14 protein-coding genes are annotated in these 17,539 nt (G+C 65.0%); 9 read left to right on the plus strand and 5 right to left on the minus strand.

The features are described from left to right. Window positions 1–32 precede the first annotated feature (32 nt). The 5 genes from nirB to G9U53_RS01760 all read left to right on the plus strand — a co-directional run bounded on the left by nirB (window position 33) and on the right by G9U53_RS01760 (window position 5,523). Window positions 33–2,534, plus strand: a complete 2,502-nt coding sequence (gene nirB / locus G9U53_RS01740) for a nitrite reductase large subunit NirB (protein WP_050654902.1) — start codon at window positions 33–35, stop codon at window positions 2,532–2,534. Between the two features lie 90 nt (window positions 2,535–2,624). Beyond that, window positions 2,625–3,038 carry a nitrite reductase small subunit NirD gene (nirD, locus tag G9U53_RS01745; RefSeq protein ID WP_003942316.1) on the plus strand — a complete coding sequence of 138 codons (414 nt, stop codon included), beginning with the start codon at window positions 2,625–2,627 and terminating at the stop codon, window positions 3,036–3,038. Continuing rightward, a complete protein-coding gene (locus G9U53_RS01750; protein ID WP_003942336.1) occupies window positions 3,035–4,195 on the plus strand; it encodes a uroporphyrinogen-III synthase in 1,161 nt (386 codons plus the stop codon). Before nirD ends, G9U53_RS01750 begins: the two co-directional genes overlap by 4 nt. Next, window positions 4,182–4,931 carry a sirohydrochlorin chelatase gene (locus tag G9U53_RS01755; RefSeq protein ID WP_037130090.1) on the plus strand — a complete coding sequence of 250 codons (750 nt, stop codon included), beginning with the start codon at window positions 4,182–4,184 and terminating at the stop codon, window positions 4,929–4,931. The genes G9U53_RS01750 and G9U53_RS01755 overlap by 14 nt, the downstream gene beginning before the upstream one ends. Then, window positions 4,876–5,523: a maleylpyruvate isomerase family mycothiol-dependent enzyme gene (locus G9U53_RS01760; RefSeq protein ID WP_007731241.1), complete on the plus strand. Its 648-nt coding sequence runs from the start codon at window positions 4,876–4,878 to the stop codon at window positions 5,521–5,523. The genes G9U53_RS01755 and G9U53_RS01760 overlap by 56 nt, the downstream gene beginning before the upstream one ends. Before the next feature lie 51 nt (window positions 5,524–5,574). Here the strand turns inward: G9U53_RS01760 and G9U53_RS01765 are convergent, their stop codons facing one another. Next, window positions 5,575–6,342: a hypothetical protein gene (locus G9U53_RS01765; RefSeq protein ID WP_003942311.1), complete on the minus strand. Its 768-nt coding sequence runs from the start codon at window positions 6,340–6,342 to the stop codon at window positions 5,575–5,577. A gap of 89 nt (window positions 6,343–6,431) precedes the next feature. On the opposite strand from G9U53_RS01765, the gene G9U53_RS01770 reads away from it, so the two are divergent. Together G9U53_RS01770 and G9U53_RS01775 are read left to right on the plus strand one after the other, a co-directional pair. Continuing rightward, window positions 6,432–7,010, plus strand: coding sequence for a hypothetical protein (locus tag G9U53_RS01770; protein WP_042922177.1), 579 nt, complete (start codon window positions 6,432–6,434; stop codon window positions 7,008–7,010). After that, the gene (locus G9U53_RS01775) at window positions 7,007–7,351 is read left to right on the plus strand and encodes a hypothetical protein (RefSeq protein ID WP_083059586.1); all 345 of its coding nucleotides are present in this window, start codon (window positions 7,007–7,009) and stop codon (window positions 7,349–7,351) included. The genes G9U53_RS01770 and G9U53_RS01775 overlap by 4 nt, the downstream gene beginning before the upstream one ends. Window positions 7,352–7,356: 5 nt before the next feature. Here G9U53_RS01775 and G9U53_RS01780 read toward each other — a convergent pair whose 3' ends face one another. The 3 genes from G9U53_RS01780 to G9U53_RS01790 are packed head-to-tail and all read right to left on the minus strand — an operon-like array spanning window position 7,357 to window position 10,248. Then, the gene (locus tag G9U53_RS01780) at window positions 7,357–9,102 is read right to left on the minus strand and encodes an NTP transferase domain-containing protein (RefSeq protein WP_083059597.1); all 1,746 of its coding nucleotides are present in this window, start codon (window positions 9,100–9,102) and stop codon (window positions 7,357–7,359) included. A gap of 50 nt (window positions 9,103–9,152) precedes the next feature. Continuing rightward, window positions 9,153–9,449 (minus strand): MGMT family protein, encoded by a 297-nt coding sequence (locus G9U53_RS01785; protein ID WP_003942322.1) that lies wholly within the window; start codon window positions 9,447–9,449, stop codon window positions 9,153–9,155. Between the two features lie 10 nt (window positions 9,450–9,459). Next, window positions 9,460–10,248, minus strand: a complete 789-nt coding sequence (locus G9U53_RS01790) for an alpha/beta hydrolase (RefSeq protein WP_054187621.1) — start codon at window positions 10,246–10,248, stop codon at window positions 9,460–9,462. A gap of 52 nt (window positions 10,249–10,300) precedes the next feature. On the opposite strand from G9U53_RS01790, the gene G9U53_RS01795 reads away from it, so the two are divergent. Further along, the gene (locus tag G9U53_RS01795; protein ID WP_165638257.1) at window positions 10,301–13,663 is read left to right on the plus strand and encodes an ATP-dependent DNA helicase; all 3,363 of its coding nucleotides are present in this window, start codon (window positions 10,301–10,303) and stop codon (window positions 13,661–13,663) included. Continuing rightward, window positions 13,664–17,056 (plus strand): ATP-dependent DNA helicase, encoded by a 3,393-nt coding sequence (locus tag G9U53_RS01800; RefSeq protein WP_073512807.1) that lies wholly within the window; start codon window positions 13,664–13,666, stop codon window positions 17,054–17,056. It abuts the gene before it with no gap. Here the strand turns inward: G9U53_RS01800 and G9U53_RS01805 are convergent. Then, on the minus strand, window positions 17,053–17,454 hold the full coding sequence (locus tag G9U53_RS01805; RefSeq protein WP_003942341.1) for a hypothetical protein: 402 nt from the start codon (window positions 17,452–17,454) through the stop codon (window positions 17,053–17,055). The genes G9U53_RS01800 and G9U53_RS01805 overlap by 4 nt on opposite strands. Between the last annotated feature and the right edge of the window lie 85 nt (window positions 17,455–17,539).

Here is a 17,539-nt window from a genome sequence, read left to right on the forward strand (position 1 = left end):
AGAACTATCTCGTACCTCAGGAAGTAGGCGTCATGAGCAAGTCGGTTGTTGTCATCGGACACGGAATGGTCGGACACCGATTCGTCGAGGCACTGCGTTCGCGCGACGAAGCGAACAACTGGTCGGTGACCGTACTCTGCGACGAGCAGTACGCAGCGTACGACCGAGTCGGGCTGTCCTCGTACGTCGGAGCGTGGGACCCCAAGGAATTGGCACTGGCCGGCAACGATTACGACGGCGACAGCCTGGTCGACCTCCGTGTGGGGGAAGGCGCGCTCTCGATCGACAAAGATGCACGCACGGTCACGACGACAACCGGCGAGACGATCTCCTACGACGCTCTGGTGATGGCGACCGGTTCGTATCCGTTCGTGCCACCCGTGCCGGGGCACGAGGGCGACGGATGTTTTGTCTACCGCACCCTCGACGACCTCGACGGTATCCGGGCCGCCGCCGAGAAGGCTGGTCCTGGCGCTGTCGGCGTCGTGGTGGGCGGAGGTTTGCTTGGACTCGAGGCCGCAAATGCTCTCTCGCTCATGGGAATGACGGCACACGTCGTCGAACACAATGCGCGATTGATGCCGATGCAGGTCGACGAGGGTGGTGGCGCACTGCTCGCTCGCCTCGTCACCGAACTCGGGCTCACTGTCCACACCGGTGTCGGGACGGCGGGAATTTCGCAGGCCGACAATGGAATCGTGGTCGAACTCTCCGACGGCTCCACCATCGACGCGTCGCTGCTCGTCTTCTCCGCCGGAGTACGTCCGCGTGATCAGCTGGCCCGCGACGCCGGCATCGCAGTGGGGGAGCGCGGTGGCATTCTGACCGACCTCGGCTGCGTGACGTCGGACGAGAACATCTATGCCGTCGGCGAATGTGCTGCGGTGGAAGGCCGTTGCTACGGTCTGGTCGCTCCCGGTTACACGACGGCCGAGATCGTGGCCGATCGTCTGCTCGGCGGCGCCGCGGATTTCCCGGGCGCGGACATGTCCACCAAGCTCAAGCTCATGGGCGTCGACGTCGCCAGTTTCGGTGACGCGATGGCGACCTCACCGGGCGCCCTCGAAGTCGTCCTCAGCGACGCGTCCAAGGGGACGTACGCAAAGCTCGTGGTCTCCGACGACGCGAAGATCCTGCTCGGCGGCATTCTTGTCGGTGACGCATCGGCCTACGCGTCGCTGCGCCCGCTGGTCGGTCGCGAACTACCCGGTGACCCGGCGACATTGATCTCGCCTGCGGGGGAGAAGCCGGGTGCAGGCTCGCTGCCCGACGACGCCGAGGTGTGCTCGTGCAACGCCGTGACGAAGGGAGCCATCTGCGGTGCAATCGCAGCCGGCGCATGCGACATCGCTTCGGTGAAGGCGTGCACCAGCGCCGGAACCACTTGTGGCGGTTGCCTTCCCACCGTGAAGCAGCTGCTGGCCGATTCCGGCGTCGTGATGTCGAAGGCACTGTGCGAACATTTCGCGCAGTCGCGGGCCGAGTTGTTCCAGATCGTCCAGTCGACGCAGACCAGAACCTTCTCGGCGCTGATCGCCAAGTACGGCAAGGGCGCCGGTTGCGACATCTGCAAGCCCGTAGTCGCTTCGATTCTGGCATCGACGGACTCCGATCACATCCTGCACCGCCAGCAGGCGTCGTTGCAGGACACCAACGATCACTTCCTCGCGAACATCCAGAAGAACGGTACGTACTCCGTGGTACCTCGGATGCCGGGCGGCGAGGTCACGGGTGAGCAACTCATCGTCATCGGAGAAGTGGCGCGAGACTTCGGCTTGTACACGAAGGTGACCGGCGGTCAGCGCATCGACTTGTTCGGTGCCCGCGTCGAACAGTTGCCCGCGATCTGGAAGCGCCTCGTCGACGCCGGGATGGAATCGGGTCAGGCGTACGGCAAGTCCCTCCGGACGGTCAAGAGTTGCGTCGGTTCGAGTTGGTGCCGCTACGGTGTCCAGGATTCGGTGGGTATGGCCGTCGACCTCGAGAATCGCTACCGCGGTCTGCGTTCGCCGCACAAGATCAAGTTCGGCGTCTCGGGTTGCGCCCGTGAATGTGCCGAGGCGCGAGGCAAGGACGTCGGCGTCATCGCGACGGAGAACGGTTGGAATCTGTATGTGGGCGGTAACGGCGGACAGTCGCCCAAACACGCTCAGTTGCTTGCCGGAGGCCTCGACGACGCGACCTTGGTCAAGTACATCGACCGCTACCTCATGTTCTACATCCGTACTGCCGATCGCCTCCAGCGCACGGCGCCGTGGGTCGAATCACTCGAAGGCGGACTCGATCACCTCAAGGCCGTGATTTGTGAAGACAGCCTGGGTATCGGCGAGGAACTCGAGGCACTGATGGCCAAGCACGTCGAGGGTTACCAGGACGAATGGGCCGGTGTGCTGGGTGATCCGGAGAAATTGTCGAGGTTCGTCTCGTTCGTCAACGCACCGGAAGAAGCCGACCCGACGGTTGTGTTCGACGAGACCGGAGTGCGCAAGGTTCCGGTCCTGATGGGCATGCCGAGCATCCCCACGCGCCGGTAATAGTCGCGTAACCCGTGGGAAACACGGGATCCGTAGAAACGTAGACAAGAACCCGCGCGACGTTGTCGCCGGATCGACAGGAGGACTTCGATGAGTGTCATCGATGCGCAGATCGCCAAGCTGGATTCGGATCGACTCGAATGGACGTCGGCCTGCCCGCTGAGCCATCTGATCCCTGGACGCGGAGTTGCCGTGCTTCTTCGCGGCGGCGAGCAGGTGGCGCTGTTCCTACTCGAGGACGGCACACTCCGGGCTGTCAGCAACTTCGATCCGTACGGCCGCGCCGCGGTGATGTCTCGCGGACTCGTCGGCGACCGGGACGGTGAGCCGATCGTGGTCTCGCCACTGCTCAAGCAGGCGTTCTCGCTGGTCGACGGCCGGGCGCTGGACGACTCGTCGGTTGCGCTGCCGGTGTACGGCGTTCGCGTGTGGGCTGGAGTCGTTCAGGTACACAGCTTGCAGATGCAGGGTGTTCGCTCGACTGTCGCCGATGCAGTCTCGTGAGTGACGACATGCCGTTGGCTGGATTCACGGTAGGTATCACTGCTTCGCGCCGCGCCGAGGAGTTCGCGACCTTGCTGACTCGTCGGGGAGCGGATGTCGTTCACGCTCCGGCGATTCGAATCATTCCGTTGGCCGACGACCGTGAGCTCGAAAGGGTGACACAGCAGATCATCTCGGATCCTCCCGAGGTGGTTGTCGCCACCACCGGGATCGGATTCCGGGGTTGGCTGGAAGCAGCCGACGGGTGGGGTGAGGCGGAAAATCTCGGATCCGCGTTGGGCTCGGCTCGTCTGCTCGCGCGAGGACCGAAGGCCAAGGGAGCAATCCGCGCGGCCGACCTTCGTGAGGAATGGTCACCGGCATCCGAGTCTTCCGCCGAGGTGCTCGAACATCTTCTGGCAGAAGGTGTCTCGGGAAAGCGGATCGCTGTACAACTGCATGGTGCGACCACCGAGTGGGAGCCGATTCCCGACTTCTGTCAGGTGTTGCGCGAGGCCGGCGCCGAGGTCATCGCGGTGCCCGTCTATCGATGGGAACCGCCGGAGGATCCGACGCTGCTCGACCGGATGATCGACGCCATAGCGTCAGCCGGAATCGACGCCGTCAGTTTCACCAGTGCACCGGCCGTAGCCTCGATGTTGATGCGCGCCGACAAGACCGGGGATCTCGGAGACATTCTCGACGCGATGCGGGGTCCGGTGGCGGCCATGTGCGTCGGCCCGGTCACCTCGGCGCCGCTCGAAGCGTTGAATGTACCGACCACAGCCCCGGCGCGGGCACGTCTGGGCGCGCTCGCGAGACACATCGTCGACGAACTCCCGCAGCGAGCCAACAAGATTCAAGCCGGCGAACACGAAATCAGCATTCGCGGCGGTTGCGTAGTCGTGGACGGTGAAGTGAAGCAATTGCCGCCGGCTGCGATGTCGTTGATCCGCACTCTCGGTGCCAGCCCCGGTCGAGTCGTCTCCCGCGACGAACTGCTGGCTTCTCTTCCCGGCGGCGGCGGCGACACCCATGCCGTCGAGACCGCCGTCGCCCGATTGCGCGCGTGCCTCGGCGCGCCCAAAGCCGTTCAGACGGTGGTCAAGCGGGGCTATCGACTTGCCCTCGACCCCGGCGACTACGTACAGAATCCAGGTGACTATGCAACGCGATGACGATGTCCTCGTCCTGGTAGCTCATGGCACGCGTAGTGCACGTGGCGTGGAAATGGTTGCCGCACTGGCCGACGCCGTCGGCACGCGCGTCGGACGCACGCGCGTTGCCTTTGTCGATGTGCTCGGTCCGTCACCTTCGGAAGTCCTCCGGGACACTCCGGGGCGAGCGATTCTCGTACCGGCGTTCCTGGCGTCCGGCTACCACGTTCACACCGATGTTCGACGCGAAGTGGCGATCAGTGAGCACTCGGCTGTGAGTGTGACGCCCGCACTCGGACCCGATCCGGCGCTTGCACGCGTGCTGCTTCGGCGCTTGACCGAAGCGGGGTGGAATCCGGGTGACGCGACAGTGCTTGCTGCCGCCGGGTCGTCCGATGCGCGGGCGCTGCGAGACGTCGAGCGTGCTGCGCTGATGCTTGCCGAAGCGGCGGGGACTCGTGTCGACATCGGGTACATCGCGACCGGGGAGCCGAAGGTAGCCGATGTTGTTGCAGCAGCACGCGTTCGCGGCGCGAAGCGAGTTTTTGTCGCCTCGTACCTCCTCGCGCACGGGCTGTTCCACGAAAGGTTGCACGCTGCAGGAGCCGATGGTGTGACCGAACCGCTCGGCGTCGATCCGGGAGTGGTGGACCTTGTCGTGAATCGGTATGAGAGTGCGCGAAGGGAACTAGTATCGCTGCATGACGTCTCACTCCGTAACGCCGACGTATGCCGACCTGGTCGCAGCAGTTCGTGAATCCGACGTCAAGGCACAGGCTCTCATCGGTGCACTGACCGAAGAGCAGGCGCGGGAGCCCTCCGGGCTCCCCGGGTGGAGTCGGGGACACGTCGTGACGCACATGTCGCGCAACGCCGACGCGCTGGGCAGATTTGTTGCCGGCGTGCAGGGCGGCGAATCGGGGGAGATGTATCCAGGGGGGCCGGATGCGCGCAATGCTGCAATCGAAGAGGGCGCAGATCGCCCGGCTGAATTGTTGGCCCTCGACTACCGCTTCTCGGGAACGAGGCTGGTCGACGCGTTGTGCGAGATCCCGACAGATCGACTGGACACACCGGTGCCGTGGCGCAAACCTGTGACGGCATTCGATCTACCGATCCTGCGCTGGAACGAGATCGAGATTCACCTGATGGACCTCGACATCGGTTACACCTGCCACGACTGGCCTGCCGAGTTCGTGGAATTCACTCTCGCCAGTCAGTTGGGCGCACTCGAGACGGCGGTCCCGGGTGTACGAGTGCCGTCACTGTCCGACGCGGAGACCTTGGCCTGGTTGGTTGGGAGGCCGACGAGGGTGGGGCTGCCGACTCTCCCTGCCTGGCCGTTCTGAGATGCAGCCGTTCTGAGATGCAGCCGTTCTGAGATGCAGCCGTTCTGAGAGTTAGAACAGGGTGGGGGCGCTCACGTCGTTGCGTGCTTGGGCCAATCGCGCACTCCACCTTTTCACCAACCACATCTCGACGATCTCGGGTTGGGTGCCGGCGGCATAGGCCCAGCTGTCGAGAAGTTCGCAGTACCGGCGGTAGCGACGCGTCGTGAAGCCGGTGACGGAAGGATCCTCGAGCCAGCCCTCGTGGATGAGCGTCGAGACTCCGTACTGGTCGATCATCTGAGCGCGTCGGCCTTCGTCCTGTACGCCCACTGCCCACATGAAAGCGGCCATCAGCGATACCCCGACACCGGGGGTGAGTGGCCACCCGGACCAGGTGTCGCGCCGGACGACGGGCATCGACTTGTTTTTCGAGCAGTGATCGAGAATGGCTGTGATCTGGGTCAGCGGATCCTCGTCCTCGCGGTGATGGGGATTGAAGACGTTGGGGAACCGCCGTGTGAACCGTCGGCTCTCGTGCGAGCCCTGCCAGGCCGCGCAGAGAAACAGTAGTCCGAGGCCGTCGTGCTGGGCGACAACGAGATCGCTCGACGGGCGAAGGTCGTTGCGTTGAACGATGGCTCGGCCTTCGGTGATCACTTTGCCGTCGAGATCACGCCCGCGCAGGCTGATGGTGTGGCCGGCGTCCTTCAGGTGGGCGTTCCACCAATCCAGGTCGACGGTGGCTTCGTCGTCGAGGACGTGCAGTGGAAAGGTGCGGGAGCGGCACCACTCGACCAATGCGTCCGGCGGTTCGAATCCTTCGTCGACACGATTCATGGCGCGATGATCCCACGAGTCGCCGACAGTAATTCGTGCGACGCGCAGTCCACCGGGATGGAACCGGACACTCGCGGTACGCTCCGCTCATGAAATTCGCGTCCTCGCAGGTGCGGTCGGCGCTGTGGACGGTAGCCATCGCTTTGGCGGCCACGAGTCTGAGCGGATGTATCGGTGCCGTTGATCGGATGGATTTCGACAATCAGATGCGCGAACGTGGCGGTGGGATGACGTCGGAGTTGGTGCGAGGCGGGTTCGACAGCCTCGCACATAGATACGGCGTCGACGCGGTATCGGTGACCAGCATCGACATCAGCCCGATCGAGACGCTCGGAGTCACCGTTCGAGACCCCGGGAAGCCGACCCAGCTCGACAGATTCTCGTTCGACGGAGTCATTCTCGGCGAGCCGAGCCCCGTGCAAGTCAGTGTCACCGACGATCTCGATGCACGATCGTTCACGCTGGATCAAGTGCCGGCATTGACGAACCTCGAGAAGTTGGTCGACGACGCGCTGGAGAACAGCGGTGTCGACGACGGCGAAGTCACCGGGATCTCGGTCAGTCGCACCGAGGCGATTCGCGCATCCGTGATGGTGGAATCTCCACGCTCGCGGGCGCTGGTGGTCTTCGAGCCTGACGGAACTCCCTTCCTGGTGCACCCGCTGTGAGCCGCCGTATCTCTCCGTTGCTGATCTCCGTAGTGGTGATCGTGGTCGTGGGAATCTTTGCTGCACTACTGTCTTCGGTGATCTGGCCAGGACAGGTCGCTCATTTGGCGCCGATTTTCTGTGAAGCTCCCACATCGAGCGCGATGGTCGTCTCGGATACCTTTTCCGACGGCGACGGTACGTCCACCAATTTCACGCTGTACTGCGTCGGACCGCGCGGTCAGACCGTTGATGCCGGCTGGTTGCTGCCGTTCTTGGTGCTGTGGGGCGTGTATTCGCTGGTGCTTGCGACAGTGGTCGGCGTGGTCGGGGTCAACCGGCGTAGGCGCCCAAACGACTGACCCGATCAGCGTGGGAGGACAACCACTTCGGCGACGGCATCGTCTTCCGCGTGTGGCGGAACGAGTGCAAACGCGGAGCGCCCGATCAACCCCGCCAGGTGTGCGGTACGTACAGACGGTTCGGCGCGCCAGCGACCGTCGGCGGATTGTGTGACCGGCAGTAGGCGTACCGCATCGGAAGTCACCGCAGCGGCGTTCTCGATGATGCCGAGCAGTGGCGGTGGGGTGTCGCTTCCCGTCAAGGCGGCCACGACGGTGGGCAGCATCGTCAACAGGGTGGTCACTGCGGCGTACGGGTTGCCGGGGAGGCCGAGAACCACCCGACCACTGGGCAGGACAGCCGTTATCTGAGATCCGCCCGGGCGCGAGGCGACTCGCCCGACAATCGTGCGAGCGCCGAGTCGATCGAGCGCACTGCGCATTTCGTCGGCAGCGCCGCCGCCCGTGGCACCAATGACAACAAGCAGGTCCTGTTCAGTCGCATCCGCCAGTACACGCTCGAAACTGTCGGCCGTGTCCCTCAGGTGCGAATCCGCCACGCACCGTACGCCGTTGCTTTCCAGTAGGTAGGGGAGAATCCCACCGACGGAGTCGCGGGTCTGACCTTCACGCAGTGGACCGGTCCGCCGGATCTCGTCGCCGGTGACTATCACGCGTGCCCGTACCGGACCACGGACGAGGGCGTCGAACACTTCACCGCTGGCAGCTGCGGAGACCACCGCCGGAGTCACCGCGGTACCAGTCGGGGCGATCGTGAATCCGGTGGTCCAATCTTCCCCTCGTGGTCGAGCGTCGTTGCGGTGCGGCGCATCCGGCAGTCTCCGTACCATCCGAGATGGCTCGTCGACGGACAGATACTCGTCACGAATCACCGAGGTGGCGCCGAGGGGCAGGTGTGCTCCCGTGGCAATGCGAATCGCTTCGCCTTCACCGAGTTCGAGTTGCCCGTCGGCGCCCGCGATACGGATCTCGGTGCGGATTCGCCAGGGACCCTCGCCGGAGACGGCGTACCCGTCCATCGCCGAGACATCGGATCGAGGAAGATCACCCAGGGCGACGAGAGGCTGCGCGAGCGTTGCTCCGAGACTGTCGGCGAGGGCGGCCCGGTGTGGTGACAATGCTGTCAGTGAGTTCCTGACGGCGGCGCGGGCTTGCTCGATCGTCAGGCGCGGATGGTTTCGCGCGCGGTCGATGTCCGCCGGTGTGTCGCAGTCAGTGGTACCAGTGACACGCAGCGTCGAGAACGGTTCGGTGACAATCGCTTTCATAGGTTGATTCTCCAACCCCGAACTCTCCCGCAATGTGGACAGGCGTTGCCGGAGCTCGCGAAATGTCCACGCGGAGAGCAGGAATTGGGTTCGGTTGTTCTCGTCCACGGCACACGTCACCGGACTGTCCGTCGACGTGGCAGCTATCAAAGCGTCGACTGATACGGCCTCGATGTGCGGCAGATCGGACGCCAGGACCACCACCACGGCGTCGTCGGGTAACCGGGTCGCAGACAATCCGGCCCAGATCGCCTCGACAGGGCCGGCTCCGGCCGGAGTTTCCTGAGTTTGAGTGATGCCAGGATCAAGTTCAGGGCGATGTGGACCGACCACGACGACGGCGTCCAGATGCGCCGTCGCTGAAAGCGCGATGTCGAGGAGCCTGCGGCCGTGAACGAGCAGGCCGGGTTTGTCGACACCACCCATTCGGGTCCCGCGACCACCCGCCAGAATGAGGGCGGCGGTCGGCGGCGTGACGGTCATACCTCCATGCTGCCCCATCGCCCGCGTCACGACGACCGGTGACACGTGAATCAGAAGTGATACCGAGCTTTCTTCAGGTCGATCCGACCGTCCTTGATCGGCACGCCTTCGAGTTCGAGCTTGGCGATCTGACGATGAGCCAGGTGCGCCGACGGTTTGCCGGAGGCGCCGAGAACCCGATGCCACGGCAGGTCGGCAGAGTCCGTTCGCATGATCCAACCGACCGTGCGAGCACTGGAAAGTCCTGCAGCATCAGCGATATCGCCGTATGTCGCCACGAAACCGGCCGGAATCGACGCGATGAGGCGCCGTACCTCTTCGATCTGCTCTTCGGTGGTGGCTGCCATGTCGGTTCCTTCAGAGCATGCTGCGAACGAGGGCGGCGACTTCGTCGGCCCGTACGTGCGGGACCATGTGGTCACAGTCGAATTCGACACCGGTCAGATTTTCACCGAGGTGCTCGGTGAGCGCTGCCCGGAACTCGTCGGTGACGTACGGCGGTTGGACCTTCATCGCCTGAACCAGCACGGTGGGCATCGACGACGGAGGCAGCACGATCGGGCGAGCGAGTTCGCCCCACCCGGTCACGATCGCGGGCGTGGACAGGCGCCAGTTGACGCGTCCGTTGTCCAGTTCGATCAGGTGTTCCGCCATCTCGACGTCGAGGTCCTGGGTGGGAACCTCACCCCACGAGCCGTGAATCTTCTCGGAGTAGGCCTCTGCCGCATCGGTGTAATCCGGTGAGCCGATTGTGAGTTCGGCCACTTCCTGCATGAAAGTCGGATCCAACCCGATCGCCGGGTCGAGCAGGACGAGCCCACGAATGCGTTCCGGTGCGGTGGCCGCGAGGTGCAGCGCCAGCATTCCGCCGAAAGAATGCGCGACGATCACCACCGGTCCGGTGGCATGTTCGTCGAGCGTCTCCAGCAGGCTCGCCACGTGGGATTCGATGTTCCACGGAGGAGCCCAGGTGGAACGCCCGTGACCGCGTAGATCCGGCGAGATCCAGCGCGCTTCGGGCAGTTGGTTCTCGGCCATCGACTGCCAACGTCGGCCGTGACCGGTCAGACCGTGCAGCGAAAGGATCTCCGGTGCCCCGACGGGTCCGTAGAGATACGTATGGAGTGCAGACACGAGGTCAATCATGCCGGATGCAGGCGATGTGTGAGTTGTCGGTGCGCTCTGGTGGAATGCCTGGGTGAGTGAGACGGCAACACGCAGCAAGGTCACCATTCCGCGGGCGCGGTTGGTGCACCGAACTGCGCCGTCTCCGATACCCCGAACGTGGGACGAAGGGACGGCCCGGCTGTTCGCGCCGCCGTCCGAGGATCCGTTCCAACTCGCGTTCGGCCCTGTTTCATTCGGCTCGGGGGCCGCCTGGAGTCCCTGGCAGGTACTCGGCAGCCCCGGAACCGGCAAGACGTCCCTTCTGGTGGATCTGGCAGTGCAGAAGATCTCCGGTGGCGAAGATCCTGAATCGGTCCTGGTGCTCACCCAGTCGCGCCGGGCAGCGACGCAGGTCCGCGAGAAGATCACGGCCGGGTTGCTCGGGTACGAACAAGAACGCGGACCGCAGGCAACTCGTGAGCCGTTGGTCCGCACCGTTCACTCGTACGCCTTTGCCGTACTCCGGCTTCAAGCCGCAGCGCACGGCAACGCGCCGCCACGCCTGATCACCGGCGCCGAGCAGGACTCGGTGCTCCGAGAGATGTTGCGCGGCGACATAGAAGACGGTGCGCTCCGGTGGCCGGAGCGCCTGCGACCCGCATTGGGTTTGAACGGCTTTGCCGTCGAACTTCGAGATCTGATGTTGCGAGCGAACGAGCGCGGACTCGGCCCCGAAGATCTGGTCAAGCTCGGCAAGAAGCGTGGACGTCCGGAGTGGGTGGCGGCCGGGCGGTTCGCCGAGGCCTACGAGCAAGGCGTGCTGCTGCGCGGCAGTGTCGGTGTCGAGGCTCCGGAGGCGACGGCGCCGGCGCTCGACGCGGCCGAGTTGATCGGTGCGGCATTGACCGCGTTCGCCACCGATCCCGAATTGCTTCGCTCCGAGCGCGCTCGGATCCGGCACCTACTCGTCGACGACGCACAACATCTGGATCCGCAGGCGGCGCAACTGGTTCGGCTGATCGGAACCGCAACTGCGGGCACGGTCATCGCCGGTGATCCCGATCAGTCGGTCTTCGGGTTCCGCGGTGCGGATTCGGCGTTCCTACTCGGACTCGCCGAGCGCGGAGACGAGCGCCAGATCGTCCTGCCCACCACGTTTCGCAACAACGCCGACGTCGCGTCGATCGCGGCGAAGATCGCTGCGCGGCTGCCCGGCAACCTCGCTCATCGCATCGCGGTTCCATCCGATCTCGCCGATGAGGACCCGGGGCGGGCGTCGGTGCGGGTTCTCGGTACGACGGCCAAAGAAGCGGCAGTCGTCGCAGATACCTTGCGCCGGGCGCATCTGCTGGACGGGATTGCTTGGTCCGACATGGCCGTCATCGTTCGGTCGGTCCCGCGCACTCTCGCCCCTCTCCGGCGAGCCCTGCTCGCGGCCGGGGTACCCGTCACGACCGCTGCCACCGAATTGCCGCTGGCCAGGCAACACGGAGTGTCCGGCCTGCTGCTGGTCCTTCGGGCGCTCGGCGGCGATCAGTTCACCGGCGACGAGGCGCTTGCCCTGATGGCCGGTCCCATCGGCGGCGCCGAGCCGGTCACCCTGCGCCGGTTGCGTCGTGGCCTGCGCCGGGTCGAGTTGGCATCGGGAAGCGATCGGGACTCCTCGGAGTTGTTGCGGCTCATTCTGATCGACGAGGATCGTGCGCAGTCCAAGCGCCTCATGGGCAAGTTGACAGACGTCGAAGCTGCGGCACTCAATCGCGTGCTGTCGGTCCTTCGCAAGGCCCGAGTGCCTCTCGAGCGAGGTCTCGGGGTCGAAGAAGTTCTGTGGGCAGCATGGCAGGCGACGGGGCTGGAACGACGCTGGGCGGCTGCGTCGGCGCGCGGCGGACCTATCGGCTCACAGGCCGATCGAGACCTCGACGCAGTCGTCGCACTTTTCGACGCGGCCGCCAACTACGTCGACCGGTTGCCGCGTTCGCAACTCGCCGGTTTCGTCGACTACTTGACCAGCCAGGAGATACCGACCGACTCGCGGAGCCGATCGGTCATCACTCCCGACGCCGTCACCGTGGTCAGCGCTCACGCCGCGGCGGGTCGCGAATGGGCGGTCGTGGCGGTGGCGGGTGTGCAGGAGGGACTCTGGCCGAGTTTGCGGGCACGCGGATCGCTACTGCGTACCGAAGCGCTGATCGACCTGGTCAACGGAGTCTCCGACGGCAGTGACTCGGCTGCCGAACGACTCTCGCGAACCGCACCGCTTCTGGCCGAAGAACGCAGGTTGTTCCTGGTTGCCTGTAGCCGTGCTCGTCGCCGTCTGCTGATCACCGCAGTCGAATCGGCTTCGGGGGACACCGACTTGGTGCCTTCGCGGTTCGTGGACGAATTGATCCGTGGTGACGCGTACTCGGACGATCCGTCCTCCGATCTCGACGTCGTTGCACCCGAGACCGGGGATACCCGGGTTCTGTCGCTGCCTGCACTGGTCGCACAGCTTCGCAGCGTCGTGTGTGATCCCGACATCGCGCATTTCGACCCCGAGAAGCATTCCCGGGCCGCTCGCCAGTTGGCACGTCTGGCTGCTGCCGGGGTACGCGGCGCGCACCCGGATCAGTGGTACGGCACAGCCGAGCCGAGTACCGCTGCTCCCATGTGGCAGCCCGAGGACGGACCGGTTTCACTATCGCCGTCCACCATCGAGCTTCTCGAAACATGCCCTCTCCGATGGGTGTTCGAGCGTCATGGCGGCAGCGACGGAGACAACACTCATGCGATCGCCGGTACGCTGGTCCATACCTTGGTGCAGGCATTGGCCGGCCGGATTCCACCGGATCAGGTCGAGAAGGCACTCGAAAATGCCTGGGAATCCATCGATCTGGGATCGCAGTGGTACTCGCGCCGCGAACTCAATCGAACTCGGGAGATGCTGGCGACGTTCACCGCCTGGATGAACGCAACTCGCGGTGAACTGACCGAAGTCGGCGTCGAGGTCGCGGTCGAGGGGGTCCTCGAACCACGTGAGGAGGGAGCGCCTGCGGTCAAGCTTCGTGGCCGGATCGACCGGCTCGAGCGCGACACCGAAGGCCGTCCGGTGGTTGTCGACGTCAAGACTGCGCGAAACCCTGTCAGCAACGAGGCCGCGCAATCTCACGCGCAGTTGGCGGCGTACCAGGTCGCAGCGGCCGAAGGTGCGATTGCCGGCGAACCGGCCACACAACCCGGCGGTGCACGCCTGGTATTCGTGGCCAAGTCCAACAAGAAAGACGGTGCGGCGCAGCGAGTTCAGCCGCCGCTGACGGCCGAAGCCGTCGAGATGTGGCGAGACGTCATCCACAACGCAGCGGCAGCGACCCAAGGGCCGCAGTATCTGGCCAGGGTCAACGACGGATGTAGACATTGCCCGGTGCGCTCGAGTTGCCCGGCACACGACGAGGGACGACAGGTGAGTAACTAAGTGGCTGCCGCGACGCAGAAGGCACGCCGACCGAAGATCGATCCTGTCGACCTGGCGGTCGCGCTCGGTCAACACCCGCCGACGCCGGAACAGGCGGCTGTCATCGCCGCACCGCTCGGTCCGACATTGGTCGTCGCCGGTGCCGGTGCCGGTAAGACCGAGACGATGGCTGCTCGCGTCGTGTGGCTGGTGGCCAACGGCTTCGTCGATCCCGAGGCCGTTCTCGGATTGACCTTCACGCGCAAAGCGGCACAACAGCTCACGTCGCGAATCCGCAAGCGCTTGGCGCGACTGGCGGGTTCGGACGTTCTGCGGGCACTCGACCCGACCGGCGGAGTGCGTTCCCGGATTCTGGCCGGGGAACCCGAAGTCAGTACCTACCATGCTTACGCGGGACGGTTGCTGTCCGAGCACGGACTGCTGTTGCCGATCGAACCCTCGGCGACGCTGTTGTCCGAGACCGAACTGTGGCAGGTTGCGCACCGCGTCGTGAGCGGCTGGGACAGTGATCTGGACACCGACAAGAATCCGGGGTCCATCACCGAAACCGTTCTGGCCCTTGCCGGTCAGTTGGCGGAGCACCTGGTCGACCCCGAGCAGTTGCTCGAGGCTCACACCGAGTTGGACAAGCTGATTCACACTCTGCCCGCCGGTCCGAAACAGCGGGGTGGGCCGAGCAAAGAGCTGTTGAATTACCTTGATGTGCAACACAAACGCATCGAGCTACTGCCCCTCGTTGCCCGGCTGGGTGAGACGCTGCGGCGTGAAGGCGCATTGGATTTCGGCAGCCAGATGTCGCTGTCGGCCCGTGTCGCCTCCGAACATCCCGAGGTCGGGCAAACCGAGCGTGAGCGCTTTCGGGTAGTTCTTCTCGACGAGTACCAGGACACCGGTCACGCTCAGCGAGTGTTGTTGTCCTCGTTGTTCGGTGGGGGAGCCGACGGCCGGTTGGCGCTGACAGCCGTCGGCGATCCGATGCAGTCGATCTACGGTTGGCGAGGCGCGTCGGCGGCCAACCTGCCACGGTTTGCAACCGACTTCCCGCTTGCCAACGGAAAGCCGGCTCCGACGCTCGAACTGCTCACCAGTTGGCGTAACCCGCCGGAGGCTCTCGAACTGGCAAACCTGTCGTCGGCACCGTTGCGCCGACGCGGTGTGGCCGTCAGCACACTTCGTGCGCGGCCGGGAGCCGTCGCCGGAGACGTTCGACTGGCGCTGCTCGGAGACGTCGAACAGGAACGTCAGTGGGTTGCGGAGAAGATCGCCGAAGAATACGAGGCGGCTCGTGCCGAAGACCGCCCGACGCCCACGGCAGCGGTGTTGATCCGCCGCAACGCCGATGCTGCCCCGCTGGCCGAGGCTTTGCGGTCCAAAGGTCTGCCCGTCGAAGTGGTCGGACTCGGTGGGCTCCTGCACACACCCGAGGTGGCGGACGTGATCGCCATGCTCCGAGTGGTCGCCGATCCGCTGGCGGGCAGCGCCGCCGTTCGGCTGCTCACCGGAGCGAGATGGCAGATCGGCGCGAAGGACCTCGCCGCACTCTCGCAACGCTCCCGCGAACTTGCCATCTCCGCCGGATACGGAACAGCGGGTGCGGTCACCGACGCCGAGGCGCTCACCTCGGCAGTTCAGGACGCGCTGCCGGGGGAGAACGCCGAGCAAGCAGGATTGGTCGATTCGATCTCCGATCCAGGCCCGGCAGAACGTTATTCAGCTCTCGGGTACACACGCATCAACGCGATAGCGGCAGAGTTGGCGTCGTTGCGCGAACGTATCGGCCAGCCGCTCACCGAACTGGTGGCGGAGGTCGAGCGTGTGCTCGGTATCGGAATCGAGGCAGGCGCGCGAACCCGAGTCGGTGTCGTCGGGACCGCGGGCCGCGAGCATCTCGACGCATTTGCCGACGTCGTCGCCAATTACGCGACGCGTCCAACAGCCAATCTGCCCGGGATGCTCGCATTCTTCGCGGCCGCCGAACAGATCGAAAAGGGCCTCACTCCGGGCGAAGTGGAGGTGGCGCCGGATCGCGTGCAGATCTTGACCGTGCACTCGGCGAAGGGGCTCGAATGGGAAGTAGTGGCGATCCCGCATGTCAGCGACGGGGTGTTCCCCTCGTCCACCGCGTCCGGATCGTGGCTCGGGGCGCTCGCCGAACTGCCACCGTCGTTGCGTGGTGACCGGGCGGTCGACGCGGATTCGGCCGACGGAGTTCCGGTGCTCGACCTCGAGGAGCTCTACAACCGCAAGGACCTCGAGAACGCGATCACGGCGCACAAGAAGGCCTTGTCCAACCGTCGACTGGACGAGGACCGGCGACTGTTCTACGTCGCGCTGACCAGAACCGAACGGGCGCTGTTCATCTCGGCGCATCACTGGGCGGAATCCGGTTCGGAACCGAAGGGGCCTTCGGAGTTCCTGGACGAGCTGCATCAGATGGTCACGGCCGAAAACGATGCCGGTGAAGAAGACTCACGCGGTGCGATCGGCGTCGTGGAGGAATGGGCGCCTGCACCGGAACCCGACACCGAGAACCCGTTGGCCTCCACACCCCGTACGGCGCAGTGGCCGCCCGACCCGCTGGGTGCGCGTCGCGGCGCGGTCGAGGCCGGAGCCGCGAGCGTCCTGTCCGCACTTGCATCGCTGCCGCAAGACAGCAAAGAGACGGAAGAACCGGAGGACGATCCGGAGAACTGGGCCTCGGACGTCGACGTTCTCCTGGCCGAGCGCGAAGCCCGGGCAAACGCGCGTGCCGAAGTGATTCTCCCGGCGCAGCTTTCGGTGACTCAGCTCGTAGACCTCAAGGCAGATCCGGATGAACTCGCGGCACGGCTGCGTAGACCACTGCCGTACCCACCGAACCCGCTCGCTCGGCGCGGCACGGCTTTTCACGCCTGGATCGAGCGAAGGTTCGGTGCGACCCGACTGTTGGATCTCGACGAACTACCCGGCGCCGCGGATACCGGCGCGGGTCCCGAGACCGATCTGGTGAAACTTCAGGATGCGTTCCTGCGGTCCCCGTGGGCCAATCGCAGCCCGATCGAAGTGGAAGTTCCTTTCGAAACATCCATTGCCGGAACGGTTCTCCGCGGTCGGATCGACGCTGTGTTCGCCGATCCCGACGGCGGATGGACGGTGATCGACTGGAAGACCGGTGCCGAACCGTCGGCCGCTAACGAGGACGCTGTTGTGATGCAGTTGGCCGCGTATCGGGTGGCCTGGGCCGAATTGATGTCGGCCAGAGCCCGTTCGGCGGGGCGCAACGAACAGTTTCCGGCCGACAAGGTGCGGGCGGCGTTTCACTACGTTCGATCGGGTCGCACCATCGCACCCGAGAACCTGCCGGACGGTGAGGCTCTCGCTCGCCTCATCCGAACGGCAGGCGCGCAAGATTAGCTTGCGTTTCGACGAGCCTTGAGTGCTTCGGTCACCAGCGGAACCTGCAGGGGAAGACGTGCGATCGAACCGATCTTCTGCGGTGTGGACGTCTTCGGGCTTCGGCACCAGTCGATCGCCATCTGGATGTTGGCGGGGAACACGGCGACAAAGAGCGCGGCGGCAAGGCCCGCGCCGAGCTTGCGGGTCTTCGGCACGGCCAAGGCAGCGCCGATCGCCAGTTCCGCGACGCCGGACACCTGGGTGTAGGTGCGGGCCTGTCCGGGAAGCTGGCGGGGAACGGTGCTGTCGAAGAAGGAAGGCGCCACGAAATGCATGGTGCCGGCGCCGAGAAGGAGGGCCGACAAACGAAGAGCGGCCGCTTGGCTGGGAGTGGACGTCGAACCGGTGAAAGGCATTTGCCCAGCCTGCCTCACGGTGGACCTTCTTGCCACTACCGGCGCCACGACCCGCGCGCTATTCGGCGCCCGAGTTCCGAAGTCG

Origin of the sequence: Rhodococcus sp. D-46, from assembly GCF_011290655.1 — a bacterium.
GTDB lineage: Bacteria > Actinomycetota > Actinomycetes > Mycobacteriales > Mycobacteriaceae > Rhodococcus_F > Rhodococcus_F qingshengii.